Origin of the sequence: Shewanella litoralis (genome assembly GCF_009828585.1) — a bacterium.
GTDB classification, from domain to species: Bacteria; Pseudomonadota; Gammaproteobacteria; order Enterobacterales; family Shewanellaceae; genus Shewanella; species Shewanella litoralis.
In genome coordinates, this window is the sequence record NZ_WSRZ01000015.1 from 63,945 (window position 1) to 82,100 (window position 18,156).

Genomic DNA, 18,156 nt, shown 5'->3' on the forward strand with positions numbered 1-18,156 from the left:
TCATTGAATCAGTTGTTGATGTTCAAAATCAAAGTTTCAACCTAAATGAATGATGTCAAAAAATAGCATAACTAAAGCGACTCTTGTTGGCTATAGCACAGTGAAACCGCTATAATCCGTGGCTATCATTTTTTAGGGGATTTACCTTTGCAATTTACCGATTTTCAATTGGACAAGCGCCTGCTTGACAGTTTAAAGCACCTTGGCATTACCACGCCGACCGATGTTCAAGCGCAAGCACTGCCCATTGCCTTATCTGGTAAAGATTTAATGGCCTCGTCTAAAACGGGTTCAGGTAAAACCTTAGCGTTTTTATTACCCGCTATGCAACGCGTTATTTCGACTCGCGCCTTGTCTAAAAAAGACCCACGCGTATTGGTATTGCTACCCACTCGCGAATTAGCTCAACAAGTATATGGTCAACTGCGTTTATTGGTGGCCAACACCCAATACAAAGCGATCAGTGTATTAGGCGGCGAAAACTTTAACGACCAAGCTAAAGCATTGGCTCGCGATCCGCATTTTATTGTCGCTACGCCAGGTCGTATTGCCGATCATTTACAGCAACGTCACCTCTTTTTAAATGGGCTTGAGCTGCTGGTACTTGATGAAGCAGACCGTATGCTCGACTTAGGGTTTGCCCCGCAATTAAAAGCCATTAACGATGCTGCCGATCATAAGCGTCGTCAAACGCTGATGTTCTCTGCCACGTTAGATCACGACAGCATTAACGAAATTGCAGCCACCTTGCTTAAAACCCCAAGCCATGTGGCCATTGGTGAGTCGTACTCTGAGCATAAAGATATTGTCCAGCGTATCATTCTTGCTGATCATTTAGATCACAAACAAGCGCTGTTGCAACACATTCTTAAGCAAGAACAGCACAAACAGGTCATCATCTTTACCGCTACACGCTCTGATACCGACCGTTTAGCGACATTATTAGCAGCTGAAGGTTTTGCCACCTCAGCATTGAGCGGCGACTTAAAACAATCTGCACGTAATCAAATTATGGACAAGTTTGCGCGGGGACAGTCGCAAATACTGGTTACCACCGATGTGGCATCCCGCGGTCTTGATTTAGTTAACGTGTCATTAGTGATTAACTTTGACATGCCAAAATTTGCTGAAGAATACGTACACCGTATCGGCCGTACTGGCCGTGCTGGCGCTAAAGGTGATGCTATCTCATTTGTTGGCCCTAAAGATTGGGACAGCTTTAAGAAAGTGCAGCTGTTTTTACGTAAAAACTTTGACCTCACAGTTATTGAGGGCATGAAAGCTAAATTCAGTGGCCTAAAAGATAAACCTACCACCGGTAAAGCGGGCAGCGCGCAGCCTCGTGACGCGGTGAGCGGTAAAGCAAAAGTGGCGAAAAAGGCCAAAGCGGCACCTAAACGTGATAAACGCTTTATTACCGGTGTTGACGTTGGTGACGCGCCAATGCGCCGTAAGGTCAAACCTATTCAGATTATTGAAGAAGACAACAGCTCAGAAGACTAACTATCTTAAACTTGGGATAATAAACGTCTTTTAAGTAAACAATATAAAGGGTTGTGCACCATCATTTGCGCAACTCAATGAATAACGACACGTCAGTAAAACTGATGTGCAGTAACAAAACAGTAAGGATTAACATGAAAATTTGTGGTGTAGAATTAAAAGGTGGCGAAGCCATTATCAGCATGCTGACTTATGAAGGCGAAACTTATAACGTACCAGCATGCCGTAAAGTGTCTTTTAGCATATCAAACTCAAATGAAACCGAGAGTATTCGTGAGTTTCACTTCGCCTTTCACAAACTGATGGAAGATTATAAAGTCGATCAAATTGTCATTATTGAACGTGAACAAAAAGGTAAATTAGCCGGCAGTGCCACCAGTTTTAAACTCGAAGCGGCGATTCAAATTACCGACCTTCCGGTCAATCTTATCTCACCTGTTGCAATCAAAGAGCAGTTAAAGCGTAACCCACCGCAGGTTGATTTTGAATCGTTAGATCTTAAGCGTGTGCAACAAAACGCATTTGATGTGGCCTATGTACAACATAACCGCATTATTTTTGGTAAAGCGTAAACTGCCACATTATGGCGTTACAGCAATAGTCAGTAACGCCGTTATCATGCCTTTATCACTCACTTCACATTTGCACGCAAGTTACCAACATGTCAGACAGTAAACCCAAAAGCCGCCAAGCTCCGCCCAAAATGCCACTTAAATCGGCAAGCCAGGCATTAAAACCCAAAACAGATATGAGTAAGCTCATTACCAGCGCCGACATTAAACAGCGTCAGAGTGAGCTCAGTGCATTACGTTATTTAAGCGGTTACCGACCTGAAGTTGTCGCGCAAATTGGTCAGCTTGTTGATAGCAACGCATTAGGTGCACACTTTTTAAGTCGCTACCCGCGCGTGCACGATATCCGTACTGACAAAGCCTTGTATGATATGACCATCGAATTGAAAAACACCTATATGCGCCAATCAGATCCATTAGCAAAAGTGATTTTTGATGAAAAAATTAATGTCAGCCACCACGCACTTGGGTTGCATTCTTATGTGAATCGTCGCCAGGGCAGCAAAGTGAAAGCTAAAAATGAAATTCGTATCTCTTCACGCTTAAAGCAAATCCCGTTTGAACTGCTACAAATGGTGGTGGTACATGAACTCGCCCACCTTCGTGAAAAAGACCACAACAAGGCCTTTTATCAATTGTGCACTTTTATGCTGCCAGATTATCACCAGTATGAGTTTGATATGCGAGTATGGCTGGTCGCCGAAGAAGTGGGACAATCGCCTTACGCTTAAGTTTTTTTAAATAACCACAAGTTAATTATTTACAAGAATGATTAAAAATATATTACAAATCATGAACTCAAGTTTTTATTCGCCAGGGTGGATTTAAGCGATTCTCCCCTGCCCAGTAAAGCTTTAGCTTATTACCACTCGGGTCAAATAATATCGCCTCACGCCATAAATAGGCTTCATCTGTGGGTAACTGAGCAAACTCAATCCCTTTTGTTAGCAAGTCATCTACCCAGCGGTCTAACTCAGCATGCTCAAAGTAAATCACCGCGCCATTCATTGTCGGCTCAGGCTCTAGTGATAACGAAAAAGTACTCTGGCCCATCGGGCATTCAAAGCGAGCATAATGTGGCGTATCAACGATTAAGGTAAACCCCAAAACTTGATAAAACGCCACCGCCTTATCCATATTCGACACAGGTAATGTCACTTGATTGAGATTCATCGCTTCCCCTAATTGTTTGGCACTTTGTGATATTCAAGTTTGTTCAATATAAGTGCAACATTGATTAAATGCCTACCGAGTTGGTGCTATTAAATTAACCTCATCGTAACACGCTAAAACTAATCATCTGATAATATTCAATAAAAAAACAATCCCAATAGTTGGCATAAATCTTCCAACCTTAATGATGCTGATAAGCTCATCTAACAGTAGCAGTCGCTTATTAGCACGCTAGTCATAGTCGAGTTGCACAACAATAGCATCAACATCGCAACCTACAGGATTAAAATCCGCTTAGAAAATCTGAATTTCATACTACAAATATTGGCTCACCATATACCTGTGTATATGCCATAGCAGCCTTTGGAGTAACATGTTAAACGCGTTAATCCCAATTTCAGCCTTACTTATATCGAATGCCTTCCTATTACTGGGCCATGGTTTATTACTTACTTTACTGCCCATTGCAGCGAGTGAATTAGGGTTCAGCGACACGCAAGTGGCATTAACTGGTTCAGCTTACTTTCTAGGTTTTGTCTCAGGTTGCTTAGCAACACCGTACATGCTGAAGCGAGTGGGCCATATACGTAGCTTTGCCGTGCTCGCAACGTGCTACTCCGTGGTCATATTAGTATTCCCTTTATTACCAGAGTTTTATAGTTGGATGTTGTTACGATTCCTGATTGGAGTGGTCATTTCAGGCTTGTATATGATTATCGAAAGTTGGTTAAACGGTACATCTACAGCAAGTAATCGAGGTTCAATACTGTCTATTTACACCACATTAAATTTAGTCATGGTGATGTGTGGTCAGCAGCTATTTAACTTAGGTAGCGCCCGTGAATCCATGCTGTTCGGTTTAGCGGCTATATTCATATCTATTGCGATCATCCCAGTGTCATTGACTCGTTCATCTGCGCCCGCAGTCGTTAAACAAGTGACATTAAATATGGCCAAAGTGTGGAAACACTCTCATGTCGCACTGATTGGCGCCGTAGTAGCGGGGTTTGTTACTGGTGCATTTTGGGCTTTGGCCCCTATTTATGCGAAAGATAATGGTTTTGATAGTATCCAATTAGGCGCATTTTTATCCGCTACCGTGCTTGGTGGAGCTTGTTTTCAGGTGCCTTTAGGTAAGTTTTCTGACCGTTTTGATCGACGAAGTGTGCTGATGTTTACCGCGCTAGCCGGTGCTTTGGTGTCAATGTTATTTATCGGTCTTCCCTATGTTGTCAGTACCTTTGGCGGTTGGCCGGCCGCTATTTCGGCCTTTTTTTGGGGAGGAACTTGTATGACGTTGTACGCGATATGCTTAGCTCACGCTAACGACAACGCGACCTCAGAAGACTTTGTTGAAATAAGCAGTGCCATGCTCATCACACTTGGCTTATCGTCTGCCATCGGGGCACCAATCGCATCACTTGCTATGGGGCTAATCGGTGCTCAAGGGTTATACGCCTTTACCAGTATATGCCTTGCCACCTTTTTTGTTATCGTTTTATTGAGACGCCGTAGTCACACCATCCCATCAACGCTCGAAACCAAAGAAAGCTTTCGCGCTGTGACAGATATGGCCAGCCCAACGGCTTATGAAATGGACCCCAGAACAGAAACGGATACCGATAATGTTAGGCAATAAATGCAGCGGATAAACCCGCAAGCTGAGTTAAATGACAATGTATGAATAGTATTGTAGCAAGAACAATAAATTAGCAGGTAGATATCAGCTAATATCTACCTTTTTGCCATTGGATGGTTGGGATTTAGCTGAAGTAAATCCCATAAGTTGCCGTATAAATCTTCAAATACAGCAACGGTGCCGTAGTCTTGTTCTTGTGGCTCACGTACAAAGTGAATACCTATCGATTTCATCCGCTTGTAATCGCGCCAAAAGTCATCGGTATTCAAAAAGATGAACACGCGCCCGCCCGTTTGATTACCTATAAAATCGTGCTGTTCAGGCTTGGAAGCCTTAGCCAGTAATACCGCCGTACCGTGTGAGTTTGGCGGCGCGACAACCACCCAACGTTTATCTTGTTCGGGCTGATAAGTGTCTTCGATAAGCTCAAAATTTAATTTTTTTACGTAAAAATCGATTGCGTCATCGTAATCTTTTACCACGAGGGCAATATGAACAATATTTTGCTTCATTGAATTGGTATTACCTAACGTTGCCCTTTAGGGACGAGTATTGAAATATTCACACTAGAACAGTTCTGCTAATGCGACAATTTTAGCCCACAAGGGTTACCGCTATATTTGGGGTCTGCTTTTGCTTTGTTCTTTGTTCTTTGTTCTTTGTTCTTTGTTCTTTGTGCACTAACATAAATCGCACTCTGGCTTTTGTCGATACCAATACCGAGCTGATGGCGGCAGTGTCACAAACAGTCATAAAAAATGCAGCACTTAGGCTGCATTTTTATATTATTTTCATCATGCTAATAAACAGCAGAGTTATTGAGAATTCATTAACCCAGGTCCATCATCATAGTTCGGCTACGCACTAGCGCCTGAAACTCTTGTAATTGCTTTTTAGGCAACACCTTAGCTTCGGCAATATTGGCTTTCATGGCATCAACTGGGCGACCGTTTACAATGAATTCATAATGTAAATGTGGTCCTGTCGATGCGCCGGTGTTACCCGACAAAGCAATCACTTGACCGCGAGTGACTCGCTGGCCTTTTTTGACTAAAAACTTCGACAAATGCAGGTAGCGAGTACGTACCTTGTTGTCATGTTCAATCACAATGTAGTTACCGGCGAACGCATGCTTGGTGACCATAGTGACAACACCCTCACCTGGTGCAACAACTTTGGTGCCTATCGGTGTCGCAAAGTCAGTACCATTATGAGGACGAATTCGGCCGGTAATAGGATGTTTACGTGTTGGATTAAAGCGCGAACTTAAGCGCACTTTGCGATCTAAAGGAATACGTTGGAATGCAGGGGCTAGGCTTTGGCCATTGATATCGTAAAAATTACCATCAATATTTTGAAACGCAGTAATGTCTCGACGGCCCGTATTGATGCGAATGCCTTCAATAGAGGTCACGCCCGTGGGTTCGCCTTCTACAAACTGATCATTAACCAGTACCGAAAACGTGTCACCAGCACGAAGCTCTCGAGAAAAATTCAACTTGGCTTTTAAGAGTGATTCGACCTTTTGGATTTCGCCGGCACTTAGGCCTGCATTTTTTGCCGAAACATAAAAAGAGCCGTTGATCTCACCACCGACGATACGATTTTGCCAAATGCCATCAATGTTGATGTCTTTAACTTCAAAGCTACCGTCGTCAAAACGGGTAAACACCACTTGATGAGCGGGGTTGAAATACAGCTCTAACTTTTCTAACTCGCCGTTGGCATTATCCCAAAACTGGATGCGGTTACCTGGCAATAATGTATCTAACGCTAATACTTCTAAATCGGCCTCAAGCACTTTATACATGGTGCGCTGGTCGATACCGGCAAGCTCAAACAAATGGCTTAGGGTGTCACCCGTTTCAATAACACGGTCTAAAATGGGAGTCACTTGATGTACAGTAACTGGGGTTTGGTCTTGTAGTGCGATGTGTGGCAATAACGAATCGATATCGATTGCCACTGGAATACGTTGTGATGAAAACTCTTGTTGGGTTGGCCATAATAATGCAGCACCAACAACAAACACACTTGCAAGCAATAGTTTCTTGTGCAAGTTAGGTAAGTTCAACGAACTTACATCGGGCCTTTGAAAGCCCATAATTTTACTCGTTAGCAATGTCTAATCCACCCTAAAAGATGACGCTTTATATTTATTGTTTTTCTTTTACTGCAAATTGTTATTGCGAGACATAGACAACAACAGGTTAACACTATGTCTTCACGTTATTTTTTATGGTTAATATGACCCAATATTTGATACTACGGCGTCCGGTAAAACTGCGTAAAACACGAACTTTTGCACTCAAATTGCATATCAACGCTCTTTTATATCAAAAAAAAATCATATTACAAATATAAAATGACATTTATTTAATAATTTGTTTGAACTCGATTGCAGTAATCACGGGAGCTTGAAGCAGATCAAACTCCAGTAACGGCAAATTCATTCGGTAATTTACTAATGCCGAGCCCGTTCATTTTATTCACTTTTATCTGCACGCTAATCCGCTCTTTCATCGCTTCGATATGGCTAATCACACCAATCATTTTGCCCGATGCATTTAAGTTATCGAGTGCATCTAATGCGGTATCTAACGTTTGGCTGTCCAAGGTACCAAAGCCTTCATCTAAAAACAGTGAGTCAATGCTCGTTTTATGACTAACAAGGTCAGACAGTGCCAAGGCAAGGGCTAGGCTGACTAAAAAGCTTTCGCCACCCGATAAGGTTCTGGTGTCGCGTACCGCATCGCCTTGCCATGTGTCGAGCACTTGTAGCTCTAATGCATCGGACTCTTTGCGCTCTAATAAATATCGGCCTTGTAACCTATCTAACTGGCGGTTGGCTAAAGCAACCAAATGGTCCAAAGTAAGCCCTTGGGCAAATTTGCGGAACTTATCGCCTTTTTGTGAACCAATTAACGAATGTAAGTAAGCTAAATCATCGTAATCTTGTTGCATTTTAGCCTGTTCAATCAGCAGTTGTTGCTGCCCTGCTCTTTTACTCTTATCTTGTTCGAGCTCGTGCGTTAAGCGCCACAGTGTTTGCTTGTGTTGTTGCATCTCAACGTCAAGCGTTTGGTGCTTGTTCGCAATAACCTCATGTTGACTCGCATCATAATCATGTTGCTCACCAATTTGAGTCAACTCAGTTTGCCTTGATAAAGCTTGCTCAACCAAGGTATTTGCTTTGACGATATCATTATCGAGTTGCTGCTTAAGCAGTTGTAGTTTTTCACGTTCTTGTGGTGTCAGTAACGCTGCATTAAATGCTGCCTCATCAAAAAATGGACTGTGTTGTAACGCATCTTGCCACTGTGTTTGCAGATGTTGTAACTCTTGCTCTGCATCTGCTTTTTGATTAGTCACACCTTGCTGCTGAACCTGGAGCGCAGCGCACTTTTTGTCTGCCGCTTGTAACTGCTGTAGTGCTAGTGCTAGTTGTTGTTGAGCTTGCTCTAAAGCGTGTAGGCTTAATTTTTTTTCATCGTCGACCACTTTGTCTGCAAACAGGCTTTGACGCCTAGCTTGCAAGCTTTCAAGTTGGCTTTGAACTTGCTCAACCTGTTGCTGCTGCGACGTTAACTGTTCATTAAGCTCGGTTAACTGCTGCTGGTTACTGGTGATTTTTTCGCGGGTTAAGGTTAATTGCTGTTGGTTGTCTATGGCCAGTTGTTGCGCGTTGGTCCAATCCGTTAACTGTTGTTGTAATGCCGCTAACCACTGCGGGGCTTCTTGAAGCGTTGGCACGTTCAACCCACTGGCGGTAATTTGCGTAGACAACAGATTAACCATGTCTGTTTGTTGCTGAGTTATGGTGTCAATTCGCTGCTGCTGTGCCACAGTACTGTGTTTGGCACTTTCAAGTTGCTGTGTTAGCAAACCTTGTTGATTAATTAGCTGACTCACCGCTTGCTCAGCTTGAATGCATTGCTGCTGATGTTGATGCAAGTTTTTTTGGCATTGGCTGAGCTGAGTGAGCGTGGTAGCTAATTGTTGCTGCTGAGCTTCTGCGGCGGCAATATACTCATCTAACGCTGCTTGCTGTTGAGTGTCTAGAGATAAACCCACCGACAAGGCATGAGTTTGCTGCTGCCATTGTTGCTCAATACTGTGCAATTCAGTTTGTGCTTGAGTGAGCTGTGCAGTGCTGTTATCCAATTTGACTTGCAGTGCAGTTTGCTGGTTTTTAAGCTGCTCACCCTGGTTTTTAATGGTGTCGAGTTCGGTTTGTAATTGCTGCACCCGTAGCTCTGTTGCAGATACATTAAGCGCCTCGTATCGCTCAACTAAAGGATGCTCTGTCGAACCACATAATGCACAAGGTTCGCCCGCTTTTAATTTAGCTCGCTCTAAGGTTAAGTTTGCGATTTGTTGCTCTTGCAGCAATAAGGTTTGCACATCTTTAACTTGCTGATTTTTATCACTCCACTGAGTACGAAACGCTGTTAATGATTGCGCGATAGCGTTTAACTCACTGCCAAACTGGGCCGACTGTTGACTCAGTTGCTGGCATTGCTGCTGCGAGCGGGCAAATTGAGTAAACAGTTGAGTCAGTTGATAACGCCCAGATTGTTGATCAACACACTGTTGATACTGCGCACTGATTTGCGCCTCATCTTCACCGGCTAATACATTATCCAGAGCTTGCTGACTGTTTGCTTGCTGCACGTTTGCTTGAGTTAATACCAATTGAGCTTGAGTGATTTGCGGGGTCAATTGGTTTAAAGAAGCCTGGGTTTGCTCAGTATTGAGTTTATCTTGCTTGCCTTGCTGTTCAAGCTGCGTCAGTTGCTCAGTTAATTGCTGCACCTGGGCATATTGCGATTGCCACGCGCCGAAGGCTTTAGCAACATCCTGACCTTGTGGCAGCGCATTAAGCTGTTGTTCAATCTTTTGTTTATCAGCACTAAACGATTGTTGTTGGGTTAATAATTGCTGCTGTTGTTGCTGCACTTTTTGTTGTTGCGACTGAGTTTGCTTAAAACTAGATGTCACTTGCGATAGCTGATAATTGACCTGATGGATCTGTTGCTCAAGTGGCAATACTTGTTGATCAATCAAGCTCAATAAGGCTTTGTGCGCTTGGCTAATGTGTTCAAGCTGTTGCTGATGTTGTTCATGTTGCTGCTGATGAGTTTGTAGCTCAGATTGGGTCAACTGCGCCTGTTCATCAAGCTGAGTGATTTGCATAGCCAAGGCCGTGACTTTTTGGTGTGCTTTTTGTTGTTGATCAAACAAGGGAGCAATAAGCTGAGCGGGCTCACTGTGCGCCAATTGTGTCAGTTCAGAGTGATGCTGTTGCTGGCGTTCAAGCGCTTGCTGTTGCTGCTCATTGGCGCTGCTTAACGCTGTTTGAGTTTGTTGGGCATTATCCGCCCAGGTTAAATACGCGGCTAATTGAGTTAATTGTTGTTGCTGCGCGTCTAATGCCTGATTAAGTTGTTGTATTTGCAGTTCCTGAGCCGCGCGTTGATTGTCATCTAATAGTTCAACGCTGCCTAATTTGACCTCTAACACTTTTAAGTTGGTTTTAGCCTCACTAAAGTGCTGGTGCACTCGCGCCGAAATTAAGCCATAAATTTCGGTGCCGGTCAGCTCTTCTAATAACTCGGCTCGATCATTGGCATCGGCATTTAAAAACGCCGCAAATTGCCCTTGAGAGAGCATCATTGATTTAGTAAAGCGGGCAAAATCAAGGCCAGTGATTTCTTCGACTAATTCGGTTTTACGTTTAATTTGGCTGGCGAGGATTTTACCGTCGCTTAATAATGCCAACTCAACTTGTGCATCTTGCAAATTACCGTCGGCTTTATCACGCGAGCGGCGTTGGCTCCAAAAAGCACGATAAGCCACACCTTTCACTTCAAACTCGACTTCAGCTAAACATTCTGCCGTGCCGCGTGTCATCAGCTCGTTGGTGGTTTTAGAGATATTATTTAATCTCGGTGTGCGATGATACAGCGCTAAACAAATGGCATCTAAAATGGTGGTTTTACCTGAACCTGTGGGGCCAGTAATCGCAAATAAGCCATTTTCAGCAAAAGGAGATTGGGTAAAATCAATTTTCCACTCATTTTTAAGCGAATTAATGTTTTTAAAACGAAGGCTTAAAATCTTCATGCTTGTTCACCATCTTGCGCGTTATCTATTGTCTTCTCAGTCAGTTTGGATGTGTGAGTAGACTCTTGCAGTACATGGCTTGCGGCGGTTTCCTGAGAATTACGATCTGACTCTACCTCGGCGACCACTTGCTCAAAACATTGCTTAATCCTACTGAGCTGAGCCTGTTGTGCGTCGGTTTCAAATTGTTCTTGAGCTAATCTACGGGCAAACACCTGGCTGACACTAAGCTCAGATAAGGTTTCATTATCAAGTTGTTTAATATGTTGCTGACGTTGGCTACGGGCACGTTTTAACTGCAATACCTCAACGGCTTTATCTTGAGTGAGTTCGGCAATGCGCGATTGCAGATCAGATAAATAGTCTTGCTGAGATATCTCAATGCTTAACCAGGTTGTTTGCTCGCCAGTAAGCTTGTCATCAAACACTGATAACTGCTGCTCAATACTAGCCAAATCACCTTTTAATACTTGCATGGGCTGAAACAGCGGCACCATTAGAGGCGTAACAGAATGGAGTTTGCCCTCAGTAAATTCGACTAAAAACACTGATTTATTGCCTTGATGTTGGCTTGATAACTCATCGAAACTCAAAGGGATGGGTGAACCGCTATAACGAATATGTTCAGACTTAGCCACCACTTGTGGGCGATGAATATGGCCAAGGGCAATATAATCCGCTGGCGGAAAGTGTGAGGCGTTAAAAGCGTCTAAACTGCCGATGTAAATGTCGCGTACCGACTCAGATGTACTGGCACCGACTGTGGTTAAGTGGCCAGTTGCCACTATCGCAACCGGCGCTGCTAACGTTGCATTTAATGCGCAGGCTTGCTCAAAACACTGCTGATATAAATCACTAATGGCGTCACCTAGCTTGCGCTGCTTATCAGTAGACGATTCTCCTGATTCACTGAGCACCATGTCGCGCGGCCTTAAAAAAGGCAGCCCACATAAGATAGCGCCCACTTCACCTTGACGGTTTTTAAGTGGAATTACATGCTCACTTATGCTGTCAAATGCTCCCGGGATAACGGTGGTGTTGAGGCAGGCTAACAGGTGCCTTGACTCATTGAGGGTCGACACTGAATCATGATTGCCCCCCAAAATAATCAGCTGACAACCGCTTTGTTGAATTTGCACAATAAATTGATTGTAGAGCGCACGGGCATAGCTTGGTGGTGTGCCAGTATCAAAAATATCACCCGCAATAATCAGCGCATCGACCTGATGCTGCTCAATTTGGCTAAGGAGCCAGTGCATAAATGCTTGATGCTCTGCAGCGCGGCTTTTGCCGTAAAAATATTGGCCTAGGTGCCAATCAGATGTGTGAATAATGCGCATAGCATCCCTTTAATTTGAAGTATTGCTTATGTTAAATAGATTGACGCTTACCGCTTACAACCGCTTACATATATTGCGTCCATAACAACTTGATGCTCATGCCCAATGACATAATCACTACCAGCGGCTTAATAATTTTAACACCTTTGGTGACCACTAAACGTGAGCCCAGTGTTGCGCCAATAGATTGCCCTACCAACATAATTAACCCTAAAACGATGACGACTTGGCCGCCAATTAAGAAGAAAATAAGTGAAGCAATATTGGTGGCAAAGTTTAATAGTTTGGCGTGAGCGGTTGCTTTAGCAAGTCCAAAACCGGCGAGTGATACAAAGGCTAAAGCAAAAAAACTGCCGGTACCTGGGCCAAAGAAACCATCATAAAAACCAACACCGAGTGCGGCGGTAAAAGCAAATAAAGTGGGCGTGAACACTTGCTGACGGTCATCTTCACTGATTTTTTTAGAAAATAAAAAGTAGCAGCCGATTGCTAAGATTAAAAATGGCAAGACTAACTCAAGGAGCTTTGCATCAATCATTTGCACAAGAATGGTACCAATGGCAGCCCCCACAAAAGCACATGCCAGCGACAACTTTATGCTGCGTAAATCAACCATGCCTTTACGGACAAAGTATAAACTGGCAAAAAAACTGCCACCACAGGCTTGTAATTTATTAGTACCTAACGCAGCTGCAGGAGGTAAGCCCGCCCACATTAAAGCGGGAATGGTAAGTAATCCGCCCCCACCTGCGATTGAATCAATAAATCCCGCAATTAAAGCAACAGCAAATAAAATAAGCGCAAGTTGGAGTGTGAGTTCAAACATTAAGATTCTCGATATTAGCGAGTCAAAAAGACAATGAGCGAGGCAGTATTAGACAATTTTTAACGTCAAAATACAAAGCGTTCCGGTAATTTATTCTCGTTGGCTTAACTCATTACATGATTGCGGTTTAGCACTGCATTGGTATAGTGACCAGCTTAGTGAATATTTGCCATAAGGTTTATTATGATTGTGATTACTGGCGCCAGCAGTGGCCTAGGTGCAGCCCTTACCCAACAATATGCAGCAGACGCATGCCAATTGCTCATTAGCGGTCGTAGCGAACAAAAGTTGGCTGCGGTTATGGCTAAGCTCAGCACGGCCGAACAAGCCAATATTTCGGTTCAAGCTGCTGATTTATGTGTTGCTGAAGAGGTTAGCCAATTGTTTTCTCAGTTATCTGCGCCGCCAACCACGGTGATTCATTGCGCGGGTAGTGGTTACTTTGGCCCGCTTGAGCAACAAAACCCGCAAGCAATTGAGCAACTCATTAGCAATAATCTAACCTCAAGTATTTTGGTTTTACGCGAACTGGTGAGCCGTTATCGTGATCATAAGGTTAATGTGGTTGTGGTCATGTCTACTGCAGCACAAGCGGGCAAAGCCAATGAGTCAACGTACTGCGCTGTAAAATGGGCTGTAAAAGGTTTAGTTGAATCATTGAGATTAGAGCTAAAAGGTAGCCCAATGAAGTTGATTGCGGTTTATCCTGGCGGCATGGCAACCGACTTTTGGTCGACTAGCGGCAAAGACATCGACACATCAAGTTTTATGACGGCCGATGAAGCAGCGATAATGCTGAAAAATGCTTTAGTCGCAACTCAGCACGGCTATGTATCTGATTTAACCATTAACCGTGGTTAACGACATTTATACCTAATCAACTTGGAGATTAGTGTTTCAGAGCATCTTCAGGTTATTTGGGTATCTATATTAACCTCATGCTGATATTGCACAATAATAGTTTGCGATATTGGCAGAAGTTACTTTTTAGGTAACTGTGGCTTTGTTGACCAGTACCAGCAATATATCCAACCTGCTGGCGCAAAAATAACATTGAGCAAAATGGCATAAAAACCAATCAAGGGTAAATTTGTCGTTTTACCTTTGGCAAATTTTAAGGTAAAAAACACCACTACTATTGTGAGTACAAAGATAATTTGGCCTATTTTTGTGGCATTAACATCCATAATATTCCCTTATTTGACTCGCTCATCATAGAGCGGCTTCTCTTTCAATAAGCTGATGATATGGTTAACATTCACTGATTAACAGGTTACTACAATGCAACAGAAAGTCATCTTAATATTGCCGTTGAGTATTATGTTGTGCTTATCAGCATGCGCGGAATTAAAACAAACGGGCAGAGAAATAGGTCACACAACAAAGAAAGTCACTACCGCCATTGGCCACGGCACACGCGACACGGTAAAAGCCATTGGCCGAGAAACCAAAGAAGTGGTTGAAGAAATCAAAGAATAGCGTGTTGAATTATTGCCAACCCTTACTTTTTTGGCAATAAAAAAGCCGAGAATGCTCAGCATTAACGGCTTAACTCACCATAAACTTAAACTGGTTTAGTGGTGGCAATGCTCACTACACTGGTGATCATCATCTTCGTCAGCAAACTCATCGTCGCCATGTTGATGTTGCATAACACCCCAACCGTCTGAAATACCATCAAACTCTTGTGCAAAGGTATTCAACTCAGTTTCTTTAGCAACAAGTGCATCATACTCTGGCACCATATGTAGGCAGACAATCACTTCCCACTTGGTACTTTCTTCGTCAAAGTTAAGTTCTAGCTCACCGTTCATGTCGGTTTGGCTTAATGCTTCGATAGCCGATTCAGCATCACGCTGATCGTCAAATACCAAGAAGAAGTCCACTTCAAGAGGCTGAGTTAAATCAATACCGGCGTCTGCCATCGCAGCCAGCATTTGGCCGTTATCATCATCTGGGAATTGCATAAATTTGTCCTTTATTGAGCCGCAACAATTTCAATGTTTGCACCGTTAAACGAAATAATATCGCCAACAACGCATTTTTTACGTTTACGCGTATCAACTTCACCGTTTACGGTCACCTGGCCTTCAGTAATAACGTGCTTTGCATCGCCGCCGCCATTCACTAAGCCTTGTACTTTTAATACTTTGTACAGTTCTACGAATTCATCACCTGGAAGTAATGCAAACGCTTGAGTTTGAGTCGTCACAATAATTGCCTTTTATTCAAAATATGCCGGCCATTATAGCCTAAGCTCGTTTAGCAAGCATCAAGCATTTTGAGCGGATTTGGATGACGATATACATAACCTAAATCACGACAAATTAACTGGCCATCTATCACTTTACTCGGTTGTGATTGATGATTAAATTCTGGCGCGGTTAGCCCAAGATGCTCAGCGGCTTTTACATAAAACTCACCACGAGTAGGATGAATTGGCGCCGCAAGATTATAAATCGGTAATGTATCCTGTTTTGATAAAATTAAGCTCACAGCAGCGATACAATCTTCAAGATGCACTAAATTAACCGCAACATTCGCACCACTGACATCAGATTTACCGGCAAAGAAACGTCCTGGGTGACGCTTAGGCCCAATCAGGCCAGAGAATCGAACAATACAACTGTTGGCCATGGAAGCAAACATTGTCTCTGCCTGTAATAAAGTCGCACTGGTGTCATTAAATGCGCAAGCATCGGCTTCAGTGGCTGTCTGGTCAAGCGATGGGTAAACTCCGGTAGTGCTAATAAAAATCACCTTTTGATACTGCCTCGTACCTATTAGCGATTTTAGCTCTGTTAAATAAGTAATGTAGTCTGATTCTCCACGGCGAAGCCCGGGAGGAATATTAATCACAATGGCGTCAGCATCAAATAATGACAAGGCTTTTACATCATGGGTGATATTGGCTAAATCGAGTTGGTAGGCTTCAATGCCAAATTGTGGCAACGAGACTAAATCATCAACATGACGTTTTGATGCTTTAACCTGAAACCCCTGCTGTATAAGGTGTTTTGCCAAAGGAAGTCCAAACCAGCCACATCCAATTAGGGTAATGGTATTCATTGTTTCTCGCGAGGTTTTAGTGATTAAAATGATTAAAATAAAAGCTAATTGAATTATTGGCTTGCAATGTTTTAACGGCGCCTTCCGATAATTCATCTAACTTAATGACTTCTTTAACCTGTACATCTTCGCTAATTAAAAATCGAAAACTGGGCTCGCCGCCACTGGTGTCACAAGACCATACATGCGGCTGTTTAACGTCAGCGGTGGTCATCATGACCTTGGCAATAGAATCATCCGTTAAACGCACAATGGTACCCGGTGGATAAATACCTAATATTTTAACCAATACAGAAATCAACTTATCACTGTGTTTACTGCTGTGATTTTTAAATAATATCCCCAGCGCGATTTGCGGAGTGTGGTATTTAGACAATAAGGTTTCATAATCATTGGCTAATGACACGACTTGAGTAGTGATTAGCAATTTGGCTTCGTTTAAGCCATCAGGAAAGCCGCTGCCATCAATAAACTCATGGTGGTGCAGCACAATATCGAGCATGGCATCAGGAAATAACCCGCTTCGCTTTAGCATATCAAAGCCAAAATTAGGGTGTTTTTTGAGAAAGTTAGCTTCGACATCCGTTAGCTCACCGCGCTTGCGTCTAATGTCTTCTGGCACTTTAAGCTTACCAATATCGTGAAATAAACTGCCTAATGCAATATCGCGCACTTCGGTTTTTGAGAGCTGCAGAGTATGGGCAATCATCATGGCAAGCACCGCCACAGAAATACCATGCTGTGTAACACTTTTATCGGCATCGCCACTGCCTACCAGAGTTAAGTGCGGGGTTTCACTCTCGTATAAATGCCCAACTAAGTCTTCAACTAAGGTGGCGGCTTCACGATAAGTGCCTTCAGGATCGCTCACCACTTTTCCAAACACTGTGCGACTGTCATTAACCGATTTAACAAAACGTTGTTGGCTTAGCCGCATACTTTTTTTAGCCAGTGGACGGTAATCCACTTCTTGAACGAGTTCTTCTTGCGGTTGTTCTATTTCGATAGGGGCTTCGATAACAGGTAATAAGTCATGGCCATCAATGACATAAACAAAATCTACATCAAGACCTTTTATCATCTCGATTTGCACTTGCTGTTCTAATTTTACTTTACTGCGGAAAAAAGGATGGCTGGTCCACGACAAAGGCAGCTTCACGGTTAAGCCAATAACCATTTGAGAAACAGGTATTTGTGTTAATTCTGCTTTAGCCAAAGTCGTGATCCTTTCACATTCGCCTATTCGGGCTTGAGTGATAATGTCATTATTACGCTAACATTGTCGTTTGATATCTCGTTATGTATTTCATTATTAAGCCGTTACAGCATTACTTCAGTCAATGTAACACGATCAATTACAGCGGTTTGTTTGCCTGAGTGTCTGTTTTCGATGCATTAGCCATATCACTATCTTCTAAGGTCCAATCTGCAAAGTAATAATGCAACCGCTTTGATTTTAGTACATAAATCACCGACCAAAATAAAAAAAGTGCATCAAGCGAGTAACCCACTTTAAATAAGTAATCGTCATGGACGATTCGTTGCAATAAAAACACCGCATCGAGAATGAGTAAAGCCCATAATAACCAAATACTTCGACTAAATAAGGGTCTTAACAGCAACCAACTACGCTTACGCTCAGCGATGACTAATCCATAGAGTAATACTGCACCGACACCGGCAATCAATGCCAAAATAAAATCGCTTTTTTCTGGGTAAAACAAGCGCACCAGGGCCGAACGGTCATTAAATTGAGTCAGTGACGCAACAAAGATACACCAACCTCGTGCTAAAAAGACCAAAATTAAATACAAAAATAATGGCGGCTTAATATGGCCGCGCTCATCGAGCCAGGTTATATGACTAAAATTCACAGTAGACTCTTATCGGCGGCCAAAGACATTAATA

At 43.0% G+C, this 18,156-nt stretch carries 18 protein-coding genes; 6 read left to right on the top strand and 12 right to left on the bottom strand.

The annotated features are described in order from the left end of the window. Window positions 1–147 precede the first annotated feature (147 nt). The 3 genes from GQA99_RS13055 to GQA99_RS13065 all read left to right on the top strand — a co-directional run bounded on the left by GQA99_RS13055 (window position 148) and on the right by GQA99_RS13065 (window position 2,806). On the top strand, window positions 148–1,503 hold the full coding sequence (locus GQA99_RS13055; RefSeq protein WP_160054322.1) for a DEAD/DEAH box helicase: 1,356 nt from the start codon (window positions 148–150) through the stop codon (window positions 1,501–1,503). Between the two features lie 134 nt (window positions 1,504–1,637). After that, window positions 1,638–2,075 (top strand): DUF3010 family protein, encoded by a 438-nt coding sequence (locus GQA99_RS13060; protein WP_160054323.1) that lies wholly within the window; start codon window positions 1,638–1,640, stop codon window positions 2,073–2,075. 176 nt (window positions 2,076–2,251) lie between these two features. Continuing rightward, window positions 2,252–2,806, top strand: a complete 555-nt coding sequence (locus GQA99_RS13065) for a M48 metallopeptidase family protein (RefSeq protein ID WP_170293542.1) — start codon at window positions 2,252–2,254, stop codon at window positions 2,804–2,806. 67 nt (window positions 2,807–2,873) lie between these two features. On the opposite strand, the gene GQA99_RS13070 is transcribed toward GQA99_RS13065, so the two are convergent. Beyond that, on the bottom strand, window positions 2,874–3,248 hold the full coding sequence (locus tag GQA99_RS13070; RefSeq protein WP_160054324.1) for a VOC family protein: 375 nt from the start codon (window positions 3,246–3,248) through the stop codon (window positions 2,874–2,876). A gap of 373 nt (window positions 3,249–3,621) precedes the next feature. On the opposite strand from GQA99_RS13070, the gene GQA99_RS13075 reads away from it, so the two are divergent. Continuing rightward, window positions 3,622–4,887 carry an MFS transporter gene (locus GQA99_RS13075; RefSeq protein WP_160054325.1) on the top strand — a complete coding sequence of 422 codons (1,266 nt, stop codon included), beginning with the start codon at window positions 3,622–3,624 and terminating at the stop codon, window positions 4,885–4,887. A 95-nt stretch (window positions 4,888–4,982) separates the two neighbouring features. On the opposite strand, the gene GQA99_RS13080 is transcribed toward GQA99_RS13075, so the two are convergent. The 5 genes from GQA99_RS13080 to GQA99_RS13100 form a co-directional block, all read right to left on the bottom strand. Next, window positions 4,983–5,399, bottom strand: coding sequence for a VOC family protein (locus GQA99_RS13080; RefSeq protein WP_160054326.1), 417 nt, complete (start codon window positions 5,397–5,399; stop codon window positions 4,983–4,985). Window positions 5,400–5,716: 317 nt separating this feature from the next. Beyond that, window positions 5,717–6,991: a peptidoglycan DD-metalloendopeptidase family protein gene (locus GQA99_RS13085; RefSeq protein WP_160054327.1), complete on the bottom strand. Its 1,275-nt coding sequence runs from the start codon at window positions 6,989–6,991 to the stop codon at window positions 5,717–5,719. A 323-nt stretch (window positions 6,992–7,314) separates the two neighbouring features. Further along, complete coding sequence (locus GQA99_RS13090; protein WP_160054328.1) at window positions 7,315–11,013, bottom strand: AAA family ATPase; 3,699 nt, start codon at window positions 11,011–11,013, stop codon at window positions 7,315–7,317. Next, window positions 11,010–12,353: an exonuclease subunit SbcD gene (sbcD, locus tag GQA99_RS13095; RefSeq protein ID WP_160054329.1), complete on the bottom strand. Its 1,344-nt coding sequence runs from the start codon at window positions 12,351–12,353 to the stop codon at window positions 11,010–11,012. The genes GQA99_RS13090 and sbcD overlap by 4 nt, the downstream gene beginning before the upstream one ends. A gap of 64 nt (window positions 12,354–12,417) precedes the next feature. Beyond that, window positions 12,418–13,179 carry a TSUP family transporter gene (locus GQA99_RS13100; RefSeq protein WP_160054330.1) on the bottom strand — a complete coding sequence of 254 codons (762 nt, stop codon included), beginning with the start codon at window positions 13,177–13,179 and terminating at the stop codon, window positions 12,418–12,420. A gap of 183 nt (window positions 13,180–13,362) precedes the next feature. Between GQA99_RS13100 and GQA99_RS13105 the strand changes: the two genes are divergently transcribed. Continuing rightward, window positions 13,363–14,040: an SDR family NAD(P)-dependent oxidoreductase gene (locus GQA99_RS13105; RefSeq protein ID WP_160054331.1), complete on the top strand. Its 678-nt coding sequence runs from the start codon at window positions 13,363–13,365 to the stop codon at window positions 14,038–14,040. A 119-nt stretch (window positions 14,041–14,159) separates the two neighbouring features. On the opposite strand, the gene GQA99_RS13110 is transcribed toward GQA99_RS13105, so the two are convergent. Then, on the bottom strand, window positions 14,160–14,366 hold the full coding sequence (locus GQA99_RS13110; RefSeq protein WP_160054332.1) for a hypothetical protein: 207 nt from the start codon (window positions 14,364–14,366) through the stop codon (window positions 14,160–14,162). Window positions 14,367–14,460: 94 nt separating this feature from the next. Here GQA99_RS13110 and GQA99_RS13115 point away from each other — a divergent pair, with 94 nt between their 5' ends. Further along, window positions 14,461–14,658 (top strand): hypothetical protein, encoded by a 198-nt coding sequence (locus tag GQA99_RS13115; RefSeq protein ID WP_160054333.1) that lies wholly within the window; start codon window positions 14,461–14,463, stop codon window positions 14,656–14,658. A 95-nt stretch (window positions 14,659–14,753) separates the two neighbouring features. Here GQA99_RS13115 and GQA99_RS13120 read toward each other — a convergent pair whose 3' ends face one another. From GQA99_RS13120 to GQA99_RS13140, 5 genes are all read right to left on the bottom strand, one after another. Continuing rightward, entirely contained in the window at window positions 14,754–15,146 is a 393-nt protein-coding gene (locus GQA99_RS13120) for a ribonuclease E inhibitor RraB (RefSeq protein ID WP_160054334.1), read from the bottom strand. 11 nt (window positions 15,147–15,157) lie between these two features. Continuing rightward, window positions 15,158–15,391 carry an RNA-binding S4 domain-containing protein gene (locus GQA99_RS13125; protein WP_160054335.1) on the bottom strand — a complete coding sequence of 78 codons (234 nt, stop codon included), beginning with the start codon at window positions 15,389–15,391 and terminating at the stop codon, window positions 15,158–15,160. 50 nt (window positions 15,392–15,441) lie between these two features. Beyond that, window positions 15,442–16,248: a Rossmann-fold NAD(P)-binding domain-containing protein gene (locus GQA99_RS13130; RefSeq protein ID WP_160054336.1), complete on the bottom strand. Its 807-nt coding sequence runs from the start codon at window positions 16,246–16,248 to the stop codon at window positions 15,442–15,444. A 16-nt stretch (window positions 16,249–16,264) separates the two neighbouring features. Beyond that, a complete protein-coding gene (locus GQA99_RS13135) occupies window positions 16,265–17,464 on the bottom strand; it encodes an HD-GYP domain-containing protein (RefSeq protein WP_160054337.1) in 1,200 nt (399 codons plus the stop codon). Window positions 17,465–17,603: 139 nt separating this feature from the next. Beyond that, window positions 17,604–18,122, bottom strand: coding sequence for a DUF2919 domain-containing protein (locus GQA99_RS13140; protein ID WP_160054338.1), 519 nt, complete (start codon window positions 18,120–18,122; stop codon window positions 17,604–17,606). Window positions 18,123–18,156 lie beyond the last annotated feature (34 nt).